At 62.8% G+C, this 18825-nt stretch carries 14 protein-coding genes; 7 read left to right on the forward strand and 7 right to left on the reverse strand.

Annotated elements, in window-relative coordinates; all coding sequences use genetic code 11:
* The first annotated feature begins 187 nt into the window (after window positions 1-187).
* Window positions 188-1006: an IclR family transcriptional regulator gene (locus tag DEQ92_RS14430; protein ID WP_004976035.1), complete on the forward strand. Its 819-nt coding sequence runs from the start codon at window positions 188-190 to the stop codon at window positions 1004-1006.
* A gap of 179 nt (window positions 1007-1185) precedes the next feature.
* Here the strand turns inward: DEQ92_RS14430 and DEQ92_RS14435 are convergent, their stop codons facing one another.
* Both DEQ92_RS14435 and DEQ92_RS14440 read right to left on the reverse strand, forming a co-directional pair.
* A complete protein-coding gene (locus tag DEQ92_RS14435) occupies window positions 1186-2283 on the reverse strand; it encodes a TrmB family transcriptional regulator (protein ID WP_004976039.1) in 1098 nt (365 codons plus the stop codon).
* A 996-nt stretch (window positions 2284-3279) separates the two neighbouring features.
* Window positions 3280-5430 (reverse strand): glycoside hydrolase family 3 N-terminal domain-containing protein, encoded by a 2151-nt coding sequence (locus DEQ92_RS14440; RefSeq protein WP_004976041.1) that lies wholly within the window; start codon window positions 5428-5430, stop codon window positions 3280-3282.
* Window positions 5431-5950: 520 nt separating this feature from the next.
* On the opposite strand from DEQ92_RS14440, the gene DEQ92_RS14445 reads away from it, so the two are divergent.
* The 6 genes from DEQ92_RS14445 to DEQ92_RS14470 all read left to right on the forward strand — a co-directional run bounded on the left by DEQ92_RS14445 (window position 5951) and on the right by DEQ92_RS14470 (window position 12181).
* Window positions 5951-7549 carry an ABC transporter substrate-binding protein gene (locus tag DEQ92_RS14445; RefSeq protein ID WP_115805274.1) on the forward strand — a complete coding sequence of 533 codons (1599 nt, stop codon included), beginning with the start codon at window positions 5951-5953 and terminating at the stop codon, window positions 7547-7549.
* A 21-nt stretch (window positions 7550-7570) separates the two neighbouring features.
* Window positions 7571-8575 (forward strand): ABC transporter permease, encoded by a 1005-nt coding sequence (locus tag DEQ92_RS14450; RefSeq protein ID WP_004976045.1) that lies wholly within the window; start codon window positions 7571-7573, stop codon window positions 8573-8575.
* On the forward strand, window positions 8562-9623 hold the full coding sequence (locus DEQ92_RS14455; protein ID WP_394324755.1) for an ABC transporter permease: 1062 nt from the start codon (window positions 8562-8564) through the stop codon (window positions 9621-9623). Before DEQ92_RS14450 ends, DEQ92_RS14455 begins: the two co-directional genes overlap by 14 nt.
* 42 nt (window positions 9624-9665) lie before the next feature.
* Window positions 9666-10712 carry an ABC transporter ATP-binding protein gene (locus DEQ92_RS14460; RefSeq protein ID WP_115821121.1) on the forward strand — a complete coding sequence of 349 codons (1047 nt, stop codon included), beginning with the start codon at window positions 9666-9668 and terminating at the stop codon, window positions 10710-10712.
* The gene (locus DEQ92_RS14465; RefSeq protein WP_115821059.1) at window positions 10709-11815 is read left to right on the forward strand and encodes an oligopeptide/dipeptide ABC transporter ATP-binding protein; all 1107 of its coding nucleotides are present in this window, start codon (window positions 10709-10711) and stop codon (window positions 11813-11815) included. The genes DEQ92_RS14460 and DEQ92_RS14465 overlap by 4 nt, the downstream gene beginning before the upstream one ends.
* Window positions 11816-11947: 132 nt before the next feature.
* On the forward strand, window positions 11948-12181 hold the full coding sequence (locus tag DEQ92_RS14470) for a hypothetical protein (RefSeq protein ID WP_004976054.1): 234 nt from the start codon (window positions 11948-11950) through the stop codon (window positions 12179-12181).
* Window positions 12182-13043: 862 nt separating this feature from the next.
* Here DEQ92_RS14470 and DEQ92_RS14475 read toward each other — a convergent pair.
* From DEQ92_RS14475 to glpK, 5 genes are all read right to left on the reverse strand, one after another.
* Window positions 13044-13913: a class 1 fructose-bisphosphatase gene (locus DEQ92_RS14475; protein WP_115821060.1), complete on the reverse strand. Its 870-nt coding sequence runs from the start codon at window positions 13911-13913 to the stop codon at window positions 13044-13046.
* Between the two features lie 311 nt (window positions 13914-14224).
* Window positions 14225-14614 carry a RidA family protein gene (locus tag DEQ92_RS14480; RefSeq protein WP_050459370.1) on the reverse strand — a complete coding sequence of 130 codons (390 nt, stop codon included), beginning with the start codon at window positions 14612-14614 and terminating at the stop codon, window positions 14225-14227.
* Window positions 14615-14668: 54 nt separating this feature from the next.
* A complete protein-coding gene (locus DEQ92_RS14485; RefSeq protein WP_115821061.1) occupies window positions 14669-15835 on the reverse strand; it encodes a Cdc6/Cdc18 family protein in 1167 nt (388 codons plus the stop codon).
* Between the two features lie 47 nt (window positions 15836-15882).
* Window positions 15883-16962 carry a hypothetical protein gene (locus DEQ92_RS14490; protein WP_004976060.1) on the reverse strand — a complete coding sequence of 360 codons (1080 nt, stop codon included), beginning with the start codon at window positions 16960-16962 and terminating at the stop codon, window positions 15883-15885.
* A gap of 1 nt (window position 16963) precedes the next feature.
* Window positions 16964-18514 (reverse strand): glycerol kinase GlpK, encoded by a 1551-nt coding sequence (gene glpK / locus DEQ92_RS14495; protein ID WP_050459369.1) that lies wholly within the window; start codon window positions 18512-18514, stop codon window positions 16964-16966.
* Between the last annotated feature and the right edge of the window lie 311 nt (window positions 18515-18825).

Genomic DNA, 18825 nt, shown 5'->3' on the forward strand with positions numbered 1-18825 from the left:
TCTCGGGGGATGCGCACATCCGCGCTCGCGCTGGGCGAGGGGGTGGACGACTCCGGCTTCGAGTCGGGGTTGACAATTATCGAGCGAAACCGCCTTCGAGCCCCTGTCTCGACACCGATTTTGCCCAACACGTTTCGATTGCAAGATATTCGGAACAGCTATGACACCCGATAGACGTTCTCGTAGCATGCCCGAGAACCCCAACACCGATGCGCCGTCGCGGACCCTCAGCACGGTGGACACGGCGGTCAGCGTCGTCAGGGCGCTCGAGGAGTTGAACGGGGCGCGCGTCGCCGAGTTGGTCGATTACCTCGACCTCTCGAAGTCCACGGTGTACAACCACCTCGCGACCCTGCGGAAGAACAACCTCGTCGCCAAGGACGGCGACAGCTACCATCTCAGCCTCCAGTTCCTGCTTCTGGGCGAGTACGTGCGCAACCAGCAGATACTCTACCAAGTCGGCAAGGAGGAAGTCGAGGCGCTCGCGGAGAAGACCGGCGAGTACGCCCACCTCTCGACCGAACAGCACGGCCTGCGAATCAGCCTGCTCAAGGTTCGCGGCGAGCGCGCGGTCGGCAGCCAGTACCAGCGCTCGAAGATTCAGCGCCCGGACAACCTCCACGCGTCGTCGACCGGGAAGGCCATCCTCGCGTTCCTCCCGCGCAGTCGGGTGGCGGAAATCGTCGACCAACACGGCCTGCCGGCGAAGACCGAGGCGACGATCACCGACCGCGACGCGCTGTTCGACGAGCTCGACGCCATCCGCGAGCGGGGGTACGCCTGCAACGACGAGGAGGAAATCGAAGGCCTCCGCGCCGTCGGCGCACCGATTCGAGACCGAAACGGCACCGTCCTCGGCGCGCTGAGCGTCTCCGGGCCGACGAGCCGAATCAAGGGCGAGCAGTTCCGCGACACCATCCCCGAGATGGTCACGAGCACTGCCAACATCATCGAAGTGAACATGAACATGGCGGCGCGGAGTTCGAACGCCGGGCGCTTCGACTGAACCGCCCGCCCCCCGACAGCCATGACACAGATATGCCCGTAATCTTTTGCGACATCTCATCCGGGTTCGGATGCGGTGTCCGGTCGAGCAGTTCGGCGTTCTGACCGTTCTCCCGACCGTTTCACCGGGGCCGTCCCGCAGCCGTCGTCGGCCGCTCGAAGCCAGCGAGCGCTGGCCCGTCAGTCCCGTCTCTCGTGGGTGAACGGTGTCTCTCCGATGTCGATACGCTCCAAGGTGATCGTCCGTATCTCCATGTCTTCGAAGACAGCACCCCACCCGCCAACGACGGCCGTTTCGTCGCCCGTGTCGAGTGTGAGGTTCTTGTACGCCCCAAGGTCGGACAGCGCCAGCCGTGACGGCGGTCGCTCGTCTCCGTAGAACGAGATGTCGGCGACGCTCCCTTCGACAGCCGTCTCTCCGCCATCCGCAAGGTCGACGCCTTCGACGGTGACCCCGAGTTCGAACCCGCGTTCCCAAAGCGGGACGATATCCCGAATGAACTCCTCGATGGTGACGTAGGTGTACTGGTCTTCGGCGTCGAGGTAGACGGTCGGGTACAGGTTCCACAGACAGGTGAGGAAGAACCAGTGAAAGACAAACGGCAGGATGCGGTCGTAGACGAGGACGCCGTAGTCTTCGTCGGAGCGCGTGTTCGGTCCGAAACACGTCCGGTTTCGGTCGATAACGACGAGGTACGGTCCCGGAATGGTACACACACGAAGTTCCGAGAGCACCCCACTCGGGTCGAACGCCGCGGGTGGTTCATCGTCCTGGTCGATGTAGACGGCCGCACGGACGACGACACCTCGGTCGCGGGCCTCTCGAAGCGCCGGAGAAAGCGACTGGAGTTGTTCGAACGACCCGGCGACCTCCACGACGGTTTCTGCGTCGTCGATGAGGTCCTGTGCGTTCTCGACTGCTGTCTCGACACGCTTGGTGACGCCGACTCTCGCGTCCATCCGCTCGGGAGTTCGGTACCGCTCGCGGACCGCTTCGGCGGCATCGTGGAGGAGTTCACCCCTGGACTCTAGGTCCGCCATCGCCGCCTCCGGGTCACACGGTTGCACGTACAGTTTCTCTCGTTCGATCGTTTCGACGTACCCCTTCGATTCGAGGCTCCGGAGAACGTCGTACACTTGCGAGACGGGGACGGCGCTCTCACGACCCACCTCGATAGCAGGCGAGACGCCCATCTCGAGGAGTGTGAGATAGGCGTCGGCTTGGTACGACGTGAGGTCCGCGTACTCGAGTGCGTTCGTCAGCGTTTCGCGGTCCATACCCGCACCCACACAATCGTTCACCATGAATACTTCGTTGATGTCCGGCCCTGGTTCCGGGAGCCGTTTGCGTTCGACCAGTACGTGGTAAACCGCCTGTGCGGGGGAGTTCGACCGCTTCGAAACGACTGCCGTCGCTCGCGAACGATTCACCGTGCGGGTTCCATCAGAGATGGTTACTTTCTTGTCAGCAATTCGGGTGTCGTTGGTGGGCGATATACTACCCTCGGGAGGCCGTCTGAGACACCGCCACCGAGATCACGACTCACCCAGAGCCAGTCGAATATGTGGTGCCTGTCTCGAGGCACGATTCAACTGCTGAATGGCTGTCCGAGTCTCCGTTGGGGAACGTCGCGAACGGCGGGCACACCAAGTCATTACGGGCCTAAGTCTGTAATATATATCCCGGCTACGACCCAGATATACTCTAGGATATGATAGCTGAGCCGGCGACACGGCTTCGTGCCCCTACCGAGGAGCGAACCAATTCGGACGCCATTCCCAGATACGCCGTTAGAAGCCGTCAATCAGGCGTTTGGAATGTCGGCGTACTTATTTTTCAGCGCCCTATACAGAAAATTTGCTTGTGTCTGCTTCCTTAGTATTCTAGTCTATCCGAATCAGAAACACGGGCATCATGCCCTTTAAAGCCGGTTTCAAGGGCATAATCTCTTTCAGTAAACTTACTCTACTCTGAGTTGTTTTCTCAATCTTTCACTGAAATGTCCTGATATTCTGAATATGTGTGTTTCATGTGGCCGAATGCCAGACGATGGGTTCCCGTAGGATACCGAACGACGGCCCGAAAGGTCGTCCATGAGAGCCTCACGAAACGCGGGCGACGGCTCAACAGGAGGCAGTTCCGTGTCTGTTCTCGCCGCGGCGTCGAGAGGGGGACACGTAGTGGCGGCGCTCTCTCCACGAAGAACCGCCAGGAAAAATATCGCCGCCGAAAACCTCGCTCGGAACGGGTTACACAGTCCGCGACGAGGCCGGTCAGTCGGACTTCGGTTCGACGGTAATCGTGACAGCTTGCTCGCCGACACGAAGGGTGTACTCACCCGGAATCGCCAACACCCTGCCGGTTTCGTCGACGCGCCCGATCGATGCCGCATCGATGGGGACCGACACCGTCTCTGTGGCTCCGGGGTCGAGCGAGACACGCTCGAACCCACAGAGTTCCCGGACCGGGGTTACGCGCGTTCCAGCCTGGTCGGTGACGTACACCTGTACGACGGTCGAACCGCGTCGGTCCCCGACGTTCTCCACGGGGAGTTCGACTGTCGTGGTCCCGTGGGGTGACATCCGCTCGTTCGTCACGGTCATCGAGCCGAACTCGAACTCGGTGTAACTCAGCCCGTGACCGAATTCGAAGAGTGGGTCGTACGACGGGAGATGTTCGTCGGGACCGATCGGTGTCGGGTGCGGGAAGTGATTGAACCGGGTGGGAAGGTGACTCGCGGACCGAGGGAACGAAATCGGTAATCGCCCGCCGGGGTCGCACGCCCCGAAGAGCGTCTCCGCGACGGCTTGGCCACCCATTGTCCCCGGGTAGTACGCCAGCAACAGCGAGGGGAGATTCGCTGCCATCCACTCCACGGCCAGCGGTCGACCGGTGACGAGGACGCCAACGACAGGAGTCCCCGTCTCGTGCAACGCGGTTACGAGCTCGCGCTGCGCATCGGGGAGTTCGAGCGTGGTTCGGTTCGGAAACTCGTCGGGGGCGGTACCGCTCTCCGCGGTCGGCCCAAACTCGTGGATATACCAGTTCTCTCCGACGGCGACCACCGCGACGTCCGCATCCTTCGCCGCTTCGACTGCGGCGTCGATATCGTCTGGGTCGGTTACCGTCGCCCCCCGCTCGTAGGTCACCGTCCCATCGCACACGGATTCGATTCCGTCTTTGATTGTGATGACGTCGGTGCCCGCTTCGTCGGGGACGCTCCAGCCACCGAGTTGGTGAACGGGGGTGTCTGCGTTCGGTCCAGCGACGAGAACGTCGGCACCGGGGTCCAACGGGAGCGTGTCGTCGTTCTGAAGCAGCGTCATCGACTTCCGCGCGGTCGCTAACGCGTCGGCTCGATGCGCATCGGCACCGACGACGTCTCGCGCTTCGTTCGCATCGACGAACGCGTCTTCGAAGAGCCCGAGCCGGAATTTGAGGTCGAGGACGCGCCTGACGCTCTCGTCGAGAGCGTGCTCTGCAACCGCCCCCGCTTCGACGAGCGACACGAGATGGTCCGCGTGCGCGACCGCATCGACTGATGCGACATCGAGTCCAGCGTTGCGAGTCATCCGGACCGACTCGCGGTGGTCGCTCGCGACGTGGTGGTCCTCGTGAAGCATCCGGACCCCGTTCCAATCAGAGACGACGGTTCCATCGAATCCGAGTTTCCCTCGCAGAAGGTCCGTGAGATAGTCGCGTGAGGCGTGTGCGGGCTTCCCGTCGATTGCGTTGTAGCAGGGCATAACGGACGCGACGCCCTCGTCAATCGCGTCGAGGAACGACGGTAAGAAGACGTTTCGAAGGAGGTACGAGGACACTTCGACGGGGGCAGTGTCTTCCCCCCGTGCGGGCTCGCTATAGGCCGGGAAGTGCTTCGCGGTTGCCGCCACGGAGTTGGGGTCGTCGAGGCCGTCGCCTTGGTACCCGCGTACCATCGCACCCGCCATCCGTCCGCACAGAAATGGACTCTCGCCGAACGTCTCGAAGGTGCGGCCCCACCGCGGCTCTCGAGCAACGTCGCACGTGGGCGAATAGTTCTGCTGTGCCCCCGACTTCCGGACTTCGGTTGCAGTGACCGCTGCCGCCCTCTCGACGCCGTCTTCGTCCCACGTTGCCGCCATCCCGAGTCCGTTCGGGAACGCCGTTCCTTCGGCGACGTACGCGTGACCGTGGACGGCATCCACGTTGAACAACAGCGGGATACCGAGTCGAGTCTTCGACAGCGCGACTTCTTGAAGATGGTTGACCGTCTCTACGATGTCGTCTATTCGAGAGTCGAGCGCTCCTGCCCACCCGAACGACGCAACAGCACCGACTGCGGATTCGACGATTTCGTCTTCGACGTCTTCGACCGATTTGAACCCATCAAGTTGTCCCGCCCACGTGCCGACGAGTTGCCCGACTTTCTCTTCGACCGTCATTCGGTCGAGAAGGTCCTCGATGCGCTTCTCGGTCGGGAGAGTCTCATCTCTGTAAGGGGGATGCTTGCTTTCTGACTGCATACGGCGAAGAGAAGGCCGCTACTACTTATACATTTGCCAACGCGTGACGAGCGTCGCTCAGACGGCCGTGTTTCGCGACGAGAGCGTGACTGTGCCGTGTTCTCCGACGCCGACGTGTTCGGTGTGGCCCTCTTGGGAGAACTGTCACAACAGCCATCTGCTACACCTAACCAAATATTTATTAACAATGACTGTGGTTTGTTATCAGTACGCCATGTCAGACAGTACTGACCGCTTTAGCGACTTGATTAGCCGGCGCCGTTTCGTCGAACTAACCGGGGCAACCGGAATCGCAGCCCTTGCGGGGTGTAGTGGTGCGTCCACCGGAGGGGGAACGACCGACGACGGTGGGTCGAACGGGGACACGACCGGGTCCAACGGGAACGATGCAGGCGGTGACGATTCCGAGACGAGTGGGACGACTGTCCTCGACAAGAAGATGGTCGGTGCCACGAACAACGGTGTGCCGACGAACCTCCACCTGAACCCGGAAGCGACACAGAACTACGACCCACGAGCGGGGAACTTCGTCTTCGAACGGTTCGCCGCCTACAACTTCTCGACCGGCGAGTTCGAGTTAGCCGCGCTCGACTCGTGGTCCATCGAGGGCCAGACGGTGACACTCACGCTCCGGGACGACCTGTTGTGGGATACCGGCGAGGACGTGACCGCGCGTGACGTCCTGACGCAGTTCCGCCTGATGAAGAAGATGAACACGTCGCTTTGGGACTTCACCGAGAGCGTCGAACGGGGCGACGACGACAAGACCGTCGTTCTCAACCTGAAGCGACCGTCCAACCCGGAGGTCATCAAACACACGCTCGCCAACGGCTCACTCCGACTGTTCGCGTACCATCCGACCTTCGAACAGTTCCTCGACAAAGAAGCCGAGGAGCTCCAGCAGTTCAAATACGAGGGAGACGTGGTCGCGAGCGGCCCCTTCTCGGTCGCGTCGAAGTCGAAGCAGTCGTGGGAACTCACGAGGAATCCCGAATACTACGGCGCTGAAAACATCAACTTCGCGGGCATCTCGCTTCTCTCGCGGGCGGACAACACCGCACTCCAACAGGGCCTGATGGGCCGCGAACTCGACTTCGTCACGAGCCTCTTCGCGCCGCCGAAGATCGTCGGCAACTTCCCCGACTCCGTCGAAGAGGTCACCATCTCTGCGAAGTGGGGGTACGGCGTCCTGTTCAATCACGACGACCCCGACTTCGGGAAGCGAAACGTCCGGCAGGCCGTCGCTCACATCGTCAACCGCCAGCAGGTCGTTGATAACGCAGGGCCGCGAACGAAAGCGCCCGCACCGAAGGTGACTGGCATCGCCCCGGGTGACCAGGAATCGTGGCTCGGTGACGCGTACGACTCCTTCGAGGGGTACGGCATGGCGGCGTCGCAGACGGACAAAGCCGCCGCGCTCCTCCGCGAGGCCGGCTACTCGAAGGAAGACGGCACGTGGACGCACAGCAGCGGTCGAACCCTCGGTGGGACGTACTACACCCCCGCTGGCTGGACAGACTGGACCACGGCGACGAACACTGTCGTCGACCAGTTGAACGCGTTCGGCTTCGACTTCGAAATCAGCCAGAAGCCGACGGGGGATTTCTTCGGCGGCTACATCGAATCCAACTTCAAGATCGGCGCGTTCTACTGGCTGCCCGGTGGCGCCCGGTCGTCGTTCCCGTACTTCCCGCTCCGCTGGCAGCTCACGAACCCGGACATCGACGGCGGCCACAACTTCCCGGAGGGCGAACAGACTGTCCCCGGGATGGACGGCGGCGAGATGACTATCGACCCACTCTCGGTGGCACAGGAGATTTCGACCACGCAGGACCGAGCCGCGACGGAGGAACTCATCAAGCGTGTCGCGTGGCACCACAACCAGAACATTCCAATACTGGGGCTGGTCGCGAAGCTCGAACAGTCGTGGCTCACCACCGACGAGTGGGACATCCCGGCGGAAGGGAGCGACGACCGAGCGATCAAGTGGCCAAGCGAGTGGCTCCCGCGCAAGGGACAGCTCATGGCCGAGCGATAATCGAAGTGGAGCAACGTAACCATGAGTAACTACTACGTCCGTCGGACGGCCAGGGTGTTCGCGACCATCTTCGCGGTCGCGACGCTCACGTTCGGGCTGATTCGCCTCCTTCCGGGCGGACCCTTCACGCAGTTGCGCGCGCAACTGCTTCGGCAGGGCGTTCCGGCATCCGAGGTCGACGCCCGGATTTCGAACCTCCAGAACATCGACCCCAACGCGCCGCTCTGGCGGCAGTACCTGGACTACATGGGCGCCGTCGCGCAGGGGAACTTCGGCGAGTCGATCTCGCTGGGCGAACCGGTGGCGCAGGTCATCGCCGAAGCGGTGCCGTGGACGGTGTTCGTCGTCCTGGTGTCGACGATTCTCATGTTCGCCGTCGGTATCTTCCTCGGGTCGTTACAGGCCTACTGGGAAGGTTCGCGGTTCGACAAGGCGTTCAGTGGCCTCTCGATCGGCCTCATGTCCGTCCCCTTCTACGTCGTCGCCGTCATCTCGCTGTACGTCTTCGCGTACCAGTGGGGATGGTTGCCGACGGCGGGGACAGTCGGGACCAACGTCGACAAAGAACTGAGCGTCCCGTTCGTGCTCAGCGCGCTCGAACACAGTCTCTTGCCCATCTTCTCGTACACGCTGGGCGGGATCGGCGGGCAGGCGTTGGCCATGCGCGGGAACAGCATCCAGGTGCTCGGTAACGACTACGTCCGGGTCGCGAGACTCCGCGGGCTCCCCGACCGCCGAATCGCGACTCGGTACGTCGCGAGGAACGCCATCCTTCCGATGTACACCGGGTTCCTGTTGCTCCTCGGATTCCGCCTGTCGGGGACCGTCATTCTGGAGCAGATATTCTCGTACACCGGACTCGGCTACTACATGTTCGCCGCGCTGAAGGCGAACGACTACCCGCTCATGATGGCGACGTTCCTCATCATCACCGTCGCGCTCATCGTCGGCGTCTATATCGCCGACCTGACCTACAGCAAGATCGACCCGCGAATCAGTGCCGGAGGTTCTGATGAAGCGTACTGAGAGAGAAGAGTCCAGCGCGGCGGAGTCCAGCGCAGTGGTTACCGACGGTGCCGGCGTCGACTGGCGAGGGTCGGCCTCGTCGTCGGTGACGGTGACTCGTGCGGAGCGACTTCGAGAGTTCTACGAGGAAACCGTCCTGAAACCGATGCTCGTCGCGTGGTCGGACAGCAGAACCCGACTCGGACTGCTCATCATCGGGTTCTACGTGTCGTTGGCGCTCGTGGCCGTCCTCGGTCTCTGGCGAGCGCCTTCGACGAGTCAGGCCCCTCGGTACCTGACGCTGTTCGAGAACATGCAGTACCCGCTCGGGACGACTGCGTCGGGGACGGACCTCGCCGCACTCATCATCCACTCGACTCCAGACATCTTGCTGATGGTCACCTCGGGTGGGCTCTGGGCGACCGGTATCGCCGTCCTCGTCGGGACCGTCGCTGGGTACAAGGGCGGTTCGGTCGGACGCGCGTTGATGTCGATATCGGACTTCGTCATGGCCATCCCCGGGCTCCCGCTGGTGATGATTCTCGCGATTACGTTCAATCCCAAGAACCCGATCCTGCTCGGAATCGTCATCAACATCAACTACTGGGCTGGCCTCGGCCGGTCGATCCATTCACAGGTGCTGACGATTCGAGAGAACAACTACGTCGAAGCCTCCCGGACGATGGGCGTGAGCACGCCGCGAATCATCCTGAAGGACGTGATTCCGAACATCATGCCGTACGTGACGGTCAACTTCGTGTTCGCCGCGCGGTACGTCGTGTTCGCATCGATCGGACTGTTCTTCCTCGGCGTGTTGCCGTACTCCGACCAGAACTGGGGCGTCACCCTGAACTTCGCGTACAATGGTGGTGCCCTGTTCTCTTGGAGTGCCGCACACTGGCTTCTCGTCCCGATGGCCGCGATTATCGGCCTCTCGGTCGGCCTCATCCTCCTCGGTCAGGGGATGGACCGCGTGTTCAACCCGCGTGTCCGCACTCGGCTGACGGGGGAGTCTGAGTCGACTGCTTCGGCCGACGAGAAAGACACCGGCATGACGGAGGTACTGTAGATGACTGCCAAACAGCGCGAAACGACGACCACGACGACAACTATGACGACAGACGACCCAATCATCGAGATCAACAACGCGGCCGTCACGTACGACGGCGGCGAGACGTTCGTGTTGGACCACGTGAGCATGTCTATCGAACGTGGCGAGATTCTCGGCATCGTGGGCGAGAGCGGAAGCGGCAAGTCGATGTTCGCCGACTCGATGCTGGACGCCATCCCCGACCCCGGACGACTGTCCGGTGAGATACGCTACCACCGCGACGATGGGACCACAGTCGACGTGCTCGAACTCTCCGACGACGAACTTCGGGAGTTCCGGTGGGAGGAGGTGTCGATGGTCTTCCAGGGCGCGATGAGTTCGTTCAACCCGACGATGAAGATCGGCGGGCACTTCAGAGAGACGCTGAAGGCCCACGACGCCGACGTCACGTCTGGAATGGAGTTCGCCCGTGAACTCCTCTCTGACCTGTACCTCGACCCGGAGCGCGTGCTGACGTCGTACCCGCACGAACTCTCCGGCGGGATGCAACAGCGGGCACTCATCGCCCTGTCGCTCGTTCTCGAACCCGAGGTGCTGGTGATGGACGAACCGACCGCCGCACTCGACCTCCTGATGCAGCGTTCGATTCTGACGCTCCTCCAGGACTTACAGGAGAAGTACGACCTGACGATGGTGTTCATCACCCACGACCTGCCGCTGGTCGCCGAACTCGCCGACCGGATGGCCGTCATGTACGCCTTCCAACTCATCGAGGTCGGCGACCGTGAGCAACTCATCGCGAATAGCGGGCACCCATACACGCGAGCGTTGCTCAATGCGACGCCCGACATCGAAGCACCGCTCGAAGAGATGCGACCGATCGAGGGACAGAGTCCGGCACCCATCAACGTTCCACAGGGGTGCGCCTTCGCACCGCGATGTCCACTCGCCACCGAAGAGTGCCGAGTTGAAGACCCGGCGTTCACGCAACTCGACGACGGCCACGCCGTCGCCTGTCACTACGCGGAAGACGCACGAGACGAGATTGCGCTGCACTTCGACCGTTCCGAGGAGACCGTTCCGGTCTCGGGAGGTGGTGGGTCGTGAGCCGTGCCGACGAATCGTCGAGCGGGTCCGACCCGCTCGACGAACCACTCATCTCACTCGAAAAACTCGAAGTCCACTTCGAAACAGAGCAAGGACTGTTCGACCTCTTCGAGGAGCCAGACGTGGTCAAAGCGGTCGACGGCGTCTCGCTCGACATCGAGGAGAACGACGTCCTCGCACTCGTCGGGGAAAGCGGGTGCGGAAAGACCACCCTCGGCAAGACGACCATCGGACTCCAGCGGCCGACGGGCGGGACGGTGACGTACAAGGGACAGGACATCTGGGCCGCCAAAGACGGCAACGGAGAGATACCGTTCGACGAGATTCGGTCGTCGCTCCAGATTATTCATCAGGACCCCGGGAGTTCGCTCAACCCTAATCGACGGATTCTGAACATCCTCGCAGAGCCGATTAAGCTCACTCACCCAGCGGTCGGGGCCAGCGAACGCCGCGAGCGGATTCACGCGCTTCTCGAGCGCGTCGGTATGAACCCCGCAGCAGACTTCGCAGACCGGTACCCACACCAGCTCAGCGGCGGAGAGAAACAGCGCGTGGCGCTCGCTCGCGCGCTCTTGATGAATCCCGACGTGATCCTCGCAGACGAGGCCATCAGCGCACTCGACGTCTCCTTACGGGTCGAAATGATGGACCTGATGCTCGATTTGCAGTCGGAGTTCGACACCTCGTTCGTGTTCGTCTCGCACGACCTCTCGAACGCGCGGTACTTCGCAGAACACGGGGACGGTCGAATCGGGGTGATGTATCTCGGAAATCTGGTCGAAGTCGGGCCGGCAGACCAACTCATCGGCGACCCCAGTCACCCGTACACGAACGTCCTCCGCTGGGCGACGCCGAACTTGTCCCGACAGTCGGGTGAGGCTGGTGAGCCGCCGATGCGGAAGATAGACATCCCAGACCCGGTCAACCCACCGAGCGGGTGCCGGTTCCACACGCGCTGTCCCGAAGCACGTGAGGCGTGCCGAGAGGTGGCCCCACAACTCCAACAGTCCGGTGAGGCCGCTGGCCATCGCGTCGCCTGCTTCAGAGACGACCCGAACCACTCCTATTGGGATAGCGACCCGCTGACGGAGGACGATGACTGATGTGAATGGGTGGTTGTCGCTTCCGCCTCACTCGCTGGTCGCCGGTGCGAACCCGCCCTTCCATCTCGACCGGAACCTGACCGGTATCGGTCGAATCGGGAGCTTGATAATCGGCGCAATATACGATACCGTATGACACGGCTAGAGACGGTTGTCGACGTGATCTGCGACCAACGTGACCGGTTCCCGCTGTTCGTCGCAATCGGCATCGTGATGGGGCTCCTGCTCGGGTTTTCGTTGTTGTATCTCGAACCGGGGACTGCCGCGTACGCGATCGCGCTCGTCGACGTTGGCCTCGTTGCGGTCACGGTGGTCGGGTTTGGCGGCGGCTTTTGGCTCTGTACGAAGCGCTCCGTAGAGGACTGACGCGGTACTGGCGACGGCGCTGAGCACTCGGTGGGGACGAATGGCTGGTCTCACGAGAAACAAATCACTGCGCGACACCCGACCGCCGCTGAATGCGTCAAACCAGCAAAGGAGCCAACCGCTCCCTGGAGACACCAGTCAGGAGTTCTCCGCGCACTCCAGGAAGCGGTTACTTATGTAAAGAAAGGAGACATAGGCACACCATAGCAAATTTATTACATTTGACTATCGGTCTGCTGACTGCGGAGCGACTCAGCTGAGATAACAGCAAGGTGGGCGATCACCTCGTCAATTATGTTCAGATGTGATGAATATGTATTGATTTTATTATACAATAGTACTGGATGGGACGCTTCTTTCGCCAAATTGGACGGACACCGCGAAACCGTCCTGAGTACGTTGCCATACTCCCGTCAGAGGCCCACAGTCACCCGTACGGCGCCTCGTTCGTCGTCGGCCACCGGTATCGGACTCAGTCCCGACACCCTGACCGACTCGATTCGACCACGTGAGCAAAAACCTCGTGAAGTGTCGGTTTCACACGCGTATAGGCTGTTTTAACCGAGTCTTTTCCTCCCTCAAGTGGAATTCACACGGGCTTCGGTAATGATCCATATTTCGAACAATACTCTAGGTCTCAAATCACCTCGACAGTTGGCTGCCAAGCGCGGTCGAAGATATTGTATTCTAGAGAATGAGCCCCAAGTGAAATCTGAATTCAATACTAACTATACTTATATTTCATCCGCGGTCGGAACGGACGTGCCACCGCCGCGCTAGCGAGCGCATTGCTCAGTTCGGTGGGTGTCGGTGAGTCTGGCTCGTATCGGACCGCGACTCCGCCACCGCGTGAGTCGGACCGTCAGCCCAGTCGCGCTTCCAGCGACTCGACGAGCGAGTCGTTGCCGATGTAGACCGGGACGCGGTCGTGAATGCCGTCGGGCGTCCCCGAGAGGAGCGACGTCTCACCGTCGGAGGACCGCCCGCCCGCACACTCGATGATGTAGCCGATGGGAAAGCCCTCGAACTGCTGTCGGAGTTTCCCGCTCGGTGCGTCGGTCTGTGCGGGGTACGCGAAGACGCCGCCGTAGTGGAGAATCTGGTTCACGTCGCCGATCATCGAGCCGCCGTAGCGGAGCTTCATGCCCTCGGTGCGCTCGGTCTCGCTGGCGAACGCCTCGAACTCGTCGAACCAGTGGTTGACGCGGCCGCCGAAACTGAAGATGGCGGGGTCGTCGGGCAGCGTCAACTCCTCGCGGAGCGGGCGCTTGATGCCCGATTCGAGGATGTACTCGCTGACGACGCCGTCGCGGGCGGCCACGAGCGTCGTCACCGGGCCGTAGAGGATGTAGCCAGCGGCGAGCAGATTCTCGCCGCCCGTGGGGAGCGGTTCGTCGTAGACGCTGTAGAGCGTCCCCATCACGTTGTTCGGCTTCAGGTTCGTCGACCCGTCGAGCGGGTCGAGCGCGACGGACACGCCCTCGCCGATGTCGATGACGTCGGCGCGCTCCTCGCTGGCGTACTCGCCGACACCGTCGAGGGGGCGAAGCCGCTTCAACAGCAGTTCGTCGGCGTAGGTGTCGGCTTCCAGTTGGCGCTCGCCGCTCGGGTTCGTGCCCTCCTCGTAGACGCGCCGGCCGGGCAGCCCCGCCCGAATCGACGGCGCGGCCGCACAGAGCGTCTCGACGACGGCGTCGACCACGTCGTCCTCCCGACTCGATTCGTCTGTCATGCGTTCGATACACCCTGCGGAGTCGGGGATGCGTCGAAGCGGTTCGACGGGACGCCGACGGGCGGCGCGCGGACGGGCGTCGGGGTGGTCGTCATTACCTACAGATTCCGTGGACGGAGTATAGTTCTGTCCCCGTTCGTAAGCGTTGCACCGCGCCGACGACGGGGTTTGCGGCGGGTTTTCGACTCGGGCGCTGTTGAAGTCCTCCGCTGGTGGAGGTTGTTGGACTCGTGCTGAATACAGGGCGCGAGTCGGCTATGAGTTCAGCACTCGATATGGGCAGCTCAAATCGCTACGTACAGAGCAGGGACTTACTTTGGGATAATCGCAACCGCCTCAATCTCAACAAGTAACTCCGAATCGATGAGGCGATTCACCTCCACCATGCTGGTGGCTGGGCGTACGTCACGAAACACTTCACCATGGGCTTCACCGATTGCCTCCCACTCATCGATATCAGTGACGAACATTCGAGTTCTGACCACATCCTCAAGTGATGCATCAGTCTCTCGAAGGGCGTCTTCGATGTTCTGGAGTGCTTTTTTCGTCTGTTCGTATGCGTCGCCTTTACCGACGATTTGACCATCATCGTTAGTCGCTGTTGTCCCAGAAACGTGTACTTGAGAGCCGGTCTGAACGGCCCGAGAGTATCCGACTTTGGACTCCCACTCAGTCCCGGATGAGATTTGTTTTCGCTCCATAGCTCAGACTCACAAACGGCATTAAAATGAGTTTGGGTGATGAATACAAGCAGATTACTGCGCGGCAAACAGTCGTTCGAACACGACCGTCGGGAACCGCGGTTCGAGTCGGCTCGGCGGCCGGCCCTTTCGGTCGACGCGCTCCGCCGTGACCCGGCGGGTGATGCCGTCTTCGGCGAGTTCGTAGAGGATTCGCTTGACCGTCGCCGCCGAGAGGTCGACCGACTTGGCGATGTGCTGGCTCGTCGCCCGCACCGACTGCTGTTGATCGGGGCGCAACGCGAGGAGTTCGTGAAGCACCTGCTGGCGGTTCTCCGGGAGCGCGAACACGCGGCCGAGCGAGACGCACGGGCGCGGCACCGCGGCGATTCCCGCGGCGGTGTCGGCGGCGGTGATGCTCTGGTGTCTGTTCCGAGTCGCCTCGTCGGCCGCGCCGAACAGCGCCGCGAGCGCGTCGTGGGCGTCGCCGTCGGCCCACTCGGCGATGTCGCGCGCGAGTCGGTGGTCGAGCGTCCGCTGGGACCCGGCCGACGACGCCCGCGTCATCAGCACGTCGATGAGCACCTGGCTCTGGTACGGTTCGAACTGAATCTCGCCGGCCGTGTAGTCGGTCAGCACCGTCTCGTCGGGCGACGAACGCCCGATGGCCAACCAACTGACCTTGCTCGGAAGCCCGGCACAGAGCTCGACGAACGCCTCGCCGTCGAGCGTTCCCGGCTCTTCGAGGTGGTCGACGGCGACGATGGCTCCCGTCTGCGGGCCGTCGAGCGTCGCTTTGAGCCGCGACTGGAGCGCCTCCGTCTTGATGCCTTGCTTCGGCACCGACTCGTCGACGAGCGCGTCGAGCACGGCGTGATAGAACGCGAACGCGCTCGTCGTCTCGCGCGCGTCGACGTAGACGAACCGCGGCGCGAACGTCGCCTGCACGCGGGTCGTCGTGTGAATGGCGGCGTTGTTGACGCTCGACACGCGGACGAGGCGGTCGAAAAGCGCCGTCACGACCGCCGACTTCCCCGACCCTTTGGGGCCGTAGACGTAGGCGTTCGGCGGGAGGTGGCCGTCGAACACCGGGTCGAGGTAGTCGAGCAGTCGCTCCAACACCGGCCCGCAGTTCACCGGGTCGTCGATGTGCGCGACCGGCGAGAGCGAATCGTAGTCGACGAGGAGGCGAGGCTCACCGTCACGGCGCTGTCGACGTTTGATCCTCGCTTCGATGTCCATGTCGTGGATGATAGTTCCGAAATGGGAGGTATATCAGTTCTGACTGCTCACGGCAGCGGCACCGCGCCGGCCGTGGTGAAGACGCCCGCGATAGCGAGCAGGCCGAGGACGAACGTGGTCGTCACGATGGAGGCCGCGGGCGGGTCGAAGTGGGTGCTGCCGTGGGCGTAGAAGACGCGCTCGTACACCTCGCCGAGGACGCCGCCGAGGACGCCGAAGCCCGCGCCGAGCACGAGCGCCACGGGGACGCTCGCGCCGTCGAGCATGGCCATGCTGGCGATGAACGTCGCCGGGAGGCTCATGTGGTGGGTGACCGGAATCTTCTCGACGCCGAGGTTCAAGAACAGCAGGCTCGTCGCGGAGATGCCGAACGGGATGAACAGGCTCCCCGTGCGCGCGAAGATGTACGCGCTGAGGATGCCGACGGCCATTCCGACGGCGGCGACGCCGCTCCACTTGTACTGGTGCGGGAGCCACGGCTCGACCGCGAGGCGGTACGAACCGCCGGTGGCGGTCCCGCCGTCGGTCATCGCCTCGCGTTTTGTGCCCGTCTCGAACGGCGACACGTCGAGGAAGCCCTTGCCGCGGGGGGTTCCGACGAGTTCGTAGCCGAAGACGGCGCGGGCGAGCAGCGCGGTCAGGACGACGCCGACCGCGGGCGGGTCGAGCGGGAGCGCGAGCCCAGCAGAGGTCTGACGAATCGCCATCCCGATGACGCCGAAGACGCCGCCCACCGCGAGGATGTCCGGTCGGGTGCCGAGCGCGTACGCGATGTCCTTCGCGGGGTGGTAGTCGCCGTCGGCGGGCGCGGGCATACCGTCGTTCTTCGCGGCGTAGGCCGCGGCGGCGACGCCGCCCGCGAAGGCGACGTGGGGGCCGAAGACGGGGCCGAACGCCAGCGGGCCGACGATGCCGGCACCGTAGCCGCCCGCGGCGTCCGCGACGAGGCCCCCGCCCCCGACGAACTCCGTGGAGACGACGTTGCCGGCCTCGCCGACGAGCACCATGATACCGGTGAAGATGAACGCCGGCAGCGCCCCGAGAGACGCGCCGAACATCCCGCCCGCGAACGAGGCGATGACGAGCACGAGGATGTCGACGGCTTCGAGGCCGAAGACGATGGCCATCTCACTCGTCCCCCTCGGTTTCGTCTTCGCGCGCCCAGTCGAGCGAGCGGTCGACCGCGTCGTGCCAGCGGTCGTACAGCTTGTCGACGCGCTCGGCGTCGGCCTCGGGCGAGAACTCGCGGTCGACCTGCCAGTTGTCGCGGAGTTCGTCCACCGTGTCCCAGTAGCCGACGGCGAGGCCGGCGGCGTACGCCGACCCGAGGGCGGTCGTCTCGTCGACCTCCGGCCGGGCGATGTCCGTCTGGATGATGTCGGACTGGAGCTGACAGAGGAAGTTGTTCTTGACCGCGCCGCCGTCGACGCGGAGCGCGTTCAGTTCGACGCCCGAGTCGGCCTCCATGGCCTCGGCCACGTCGCGGGTCTGGTAGGCGATGGATTCGAGCGTCGCGCGGACGAGATGCTCCTTCCGCGTGCCGCGGGTCATGCCGACGATGGTGCCGCGGGCGCGACCGTCCCAGTGGGGCGCGCCGAGGCCCGTGAACGCCGGGACCATGTAGACGCCGTCGGTGGACTTGACCGAGCGCGCGAGTTCCGCCGTCTGGGCGGCGTTGTTGATGAGGTCGACGTCTTCGAGCCACTCGATTGCCGCGCCGGTGATGAAGATAGAGCCTTCGAGGGCGTACTGCACGGGCTCGCCGGAGAGTTGGAACCCGATGGTCGTCAGGAGGCCGTGGTCGGACGAGACCGCCTCGGTCCCGGTGTTCATCAGGTAGAACGAGCCGGTGCCGTAGGTGTTCTTCGCGTCGCCCTCGTCGAAGCAGGTCTGGCCGAACAGCGCGGCCTGCTGGTCGCCGAGCGCGCCCGCGACGGGGATTTCCGCGCCGAGGAAGCCGTCGGCGTCCGTGTGGCCGTAGAGGTCTTCGTCCGAGGACGGCCGGACCTCCGGGACCATCTCTTTGGGCACGTCGAACTCGGCGAGGAGGTCGTCGTCCCAGTCGAGCGCCTCGATGTCGTAGAGCATCGTCCGCGAGGCGTTCGACACGTCAGTGATGTGGTTGCCCGTCAGGTTGTAGATGAGCCACGCGTCGATGGTGCCCATCAGGAGTTCGCCCTCCTCGGCCCGACTGCGGAGGTCGTCGCCGCGCGAACTCTGGAGCTTCAGCGGCTCCGCGTTGTCGAGAATCCACTCGACTTTCGTCGCCGAGAAGTAGGCGTCCGCTTCGAGGCCGGTCTGCTCGCGAATCCACTCGACTTTGTCTTCGGCCTGGAGTTCCTCGACGCGGTCGGTCGTCCGGCGGTCCTGCCAGACGAGCGCGTTGTGGACCGGCTTGCCCGTCTCACGGTCCCAGACGATGGTCGTCTCGCGCTGGTTCGTGATGCCCAGCGCTTCGAGTTGCTCCGCGTCGAGGCCGGCGTCGGCCAGCCCGTCCGCGATGACCTGCTTCGTGTTCTCCCAGATTTCGAGGGGGTCGTGTTCGACCCATCCCGGATTCGGGTAAATCTGCTCGTGTTTCTCGTAGGCGTTGCCGACGACCTGCCCGCTGTGATCGAAGATCATGAAGCGCGTTCCGGTCGTCCCCTGGTCGATCGAACCGACGTATGTGTCTACCATGTGTGTTCCGTGCCCTGCCCAATTCGTTATTGCTGGTGCGGGCTTACCAGTAAACAATATATTGAATCGTTATAAATATACCTCTCAGACTGATTTTCGTCGGTGACACACGGGAACCAACTGTCGTTCGAATGGGTGTTTCGAGAGCCCATCTACACAATAGAGGCGCTTTAATCCGCGTATTCCCGGAGTAACCAGTTCCCGTCCGAAAGCACCCGACGCTCGGCGACGAACGTATTCTTCACCGAGAACAATCACAGAATCATTATGTTTACTAGCCATCCGCAGTGGGTAGTGTCGATTCGGTTCAG

It is taken from the genome of Haloferax sp. Atlit-6N, from assembly GCF_003383195.1.
In the GTDB taxonomy this organism is placed as follows: domain Archaea; phylum Halobacteriota; class Halobacteria; order Halobacteriales; family Haloferacaceae; genus Haloferax; species Haloferax gibbonsii.

What these genes read in the sequence shown, in the direction of transcription:
- DEQ92_RS14430 (WP_004976035.1), top strand. Translation starts at nt 188, where the DNA reads ATGCCCGAGAACCCCAACACCGATGCGCCGTCGCGGACCCTCAGCACG.
- DEQ92_RS14435 (WP_004976039.1), bottom strand. Translation starts at nt 2,283, where the DNA reads ATGGACCGCGAAACGCTGACGAACGCACTCGAGTACGCGGACCTCACG.
- DEQ92_RS14440 (WP_004976041.1), bottom strand. Translation starts at nt 5,430, where the DNA reads ATGACGGTCGAAGAGAAAGTCGGGCAACTCGTCGGCACGTGGGCGGGA.
- DEQ92_RS14445 (WP_115805274.1), top strand. Translation starts at nt 5,951, where the DNA reads ATGGTCGGTGCCACGAACAACGGTGTGCCGACGAACCTCCACCTGAAC.
- DEQ92_RS14450 (WP_004976045.1), top strand. Translation starts at nt 7,571, where the DNA reads ATGAGTAACTACTACGTCCGTCGGACGGCCAGGGTGTTCGCGACCATC.
- DEQ92_RS14455 (WP_394324755.1), top strand. Translation starts at nt 8,562, where the DNA reads ATGAAGCGTACTGAGAGAGAAGAGTCCAGCGCGGCGGAGTCCAGCGCA.
- DEQ92_RS14460 (WP_115821121.1), top strand. Translation starts at nt 9,666, where the DNA reads ATGACGACAGACGACCCAATCATCGAGATCAACAACGCGGCCGTCACG.
- DEQ92_RS14470 (WP_004976054.1), top strand. Translation starts at nt 11,948, where the DNA reads ATGACACGGCTAGAGACGGTTGTCGACGTGATCTGCGACCAACGTGAC.
- DEQ92_RS14475 (WP_115821060.1), bottom strand. Translation starts at nt 13,913, where the DNA reads ATGACAGACGAATCGAGTCGGGAGGACGACGTGGTCGACGCCGTCGTC.
- DEQ92_RS14480 (WP_050459370.1), bottom strand. Translation starts at nt 14,614, where the DNA reads ATGGAGCGAAAACAAATCTCATCCGGGACTGAGTGGGAGTCCAAAGTC.
- DEQ92_RS14485 (WP_115821061.1), bottom strand. Translation starts at nt 15,835, where the DNA reads ATGGACATCGAAGCGAGGATCAAACGTCGACAGCGCCGTGACGGTGAG.
- DEQ92_RS14490 (WP_004976060.1), bottom strand. Translation starts at nt 16,962, where the DNA reads ATGGCCATCGTCTTCGGCCTCGAAGCCGTCGACATCCTCGTGCTCGTC.
- glpK (WP_050459369.1), bottom strand. Translation starts at nt 18,514, where the DNA reads ATGGTAGACACATACGTCGGTTCGATCGACCAGGGGACGACCGGAACG.